At 72.7% G+C, this 719-nt stretch carries 1 protein-coding gene; it reads left to right on the top strand.

All coding sequences use genetic code 11. The annotated features are described in order from the left end of the window. Window positions 1–542: hypothetical protein (locus U9R90_RS36585; RefSeq protein WP_411061830.1), on the top strand; the 542-nt coding region annotated here is incomplete at its 5' end. Between the last annotated feature and the right edge of the window lie 177 nt (window positions 543–719).

The raw sequence follows: 719 nt of genomic DNA, 5'->3' as shown, positions 1-719 counted from the left end.
GGGGCGCCGGCGAGGGCTCGGGGGAGCAGCCTCGGGGGCGCGGGCGCTGGAGCAGCCGCCAGCCCGGCCGTTCCCCTGGCGGCTTCGGTCAGCGGCCCGGTGCGCAGGGCGGCGGCGGCCAGGACGGGCCCGGTGGCTCCGGCATGCGCTGGGACCCCACCGACCCCACCCAGCGGCGCGCCCGGTACGCCCTGCTCGCCGGCATGTGGGGCTTCTTCTTCGCCCTGTTCGGCTGGCCGTACGTGGCGCTGCTCCTCGGCGCGCTCGCGGTGTACTGGGCGATCAGCTCGCTACGCGCCAAGCCCCGCCCCGCCAAGGAGGGCGCCGCCGCCACATCGGGCAAGCCGCAGACGACGGCGGCGGTGGCCGGGCTGGTCACGGCGGTACTCGCGCTCTCGATGGTCGCCGCGACCTTCACGGCGCAGATCGTGTACCGCGACTACTACACGTGCGTGGACGACGCCCTGACCCGCACAGCCAAGGACTCCTGCGAATCCTTGCTCCCGAAGCAACTCCGCCCCTTGCTGGGCGAACAGGACTGAGACTTCCCCACCCCGCCCCTTCCCGTAACTGGGGGCAAGCCCCCAGACCCCTTAGCGCCCTCCGGACTCGTCCTCAATCGCCGGACGGGCTGATACATCAGCCCGTCCGGGCGAAAATCCAGCCCGGCCGGCGTTTGAGGCCATCTTTTCGCCGTCCGCAGGACTTTCGGGAAGGGG

Origin of the sequence: Streptomyces sp. E11-3 (genome assembly GCF_046540415.1) — a bacterium.
Classification (GTDB): Bacteria; Actinomycetota; Actinomycetes; order Streptomycetales; family Streptomycetaceae; genus Streptomyces.
This window is presented reverse-complemented; position numbering and strand designations above follow the sequence as displayed.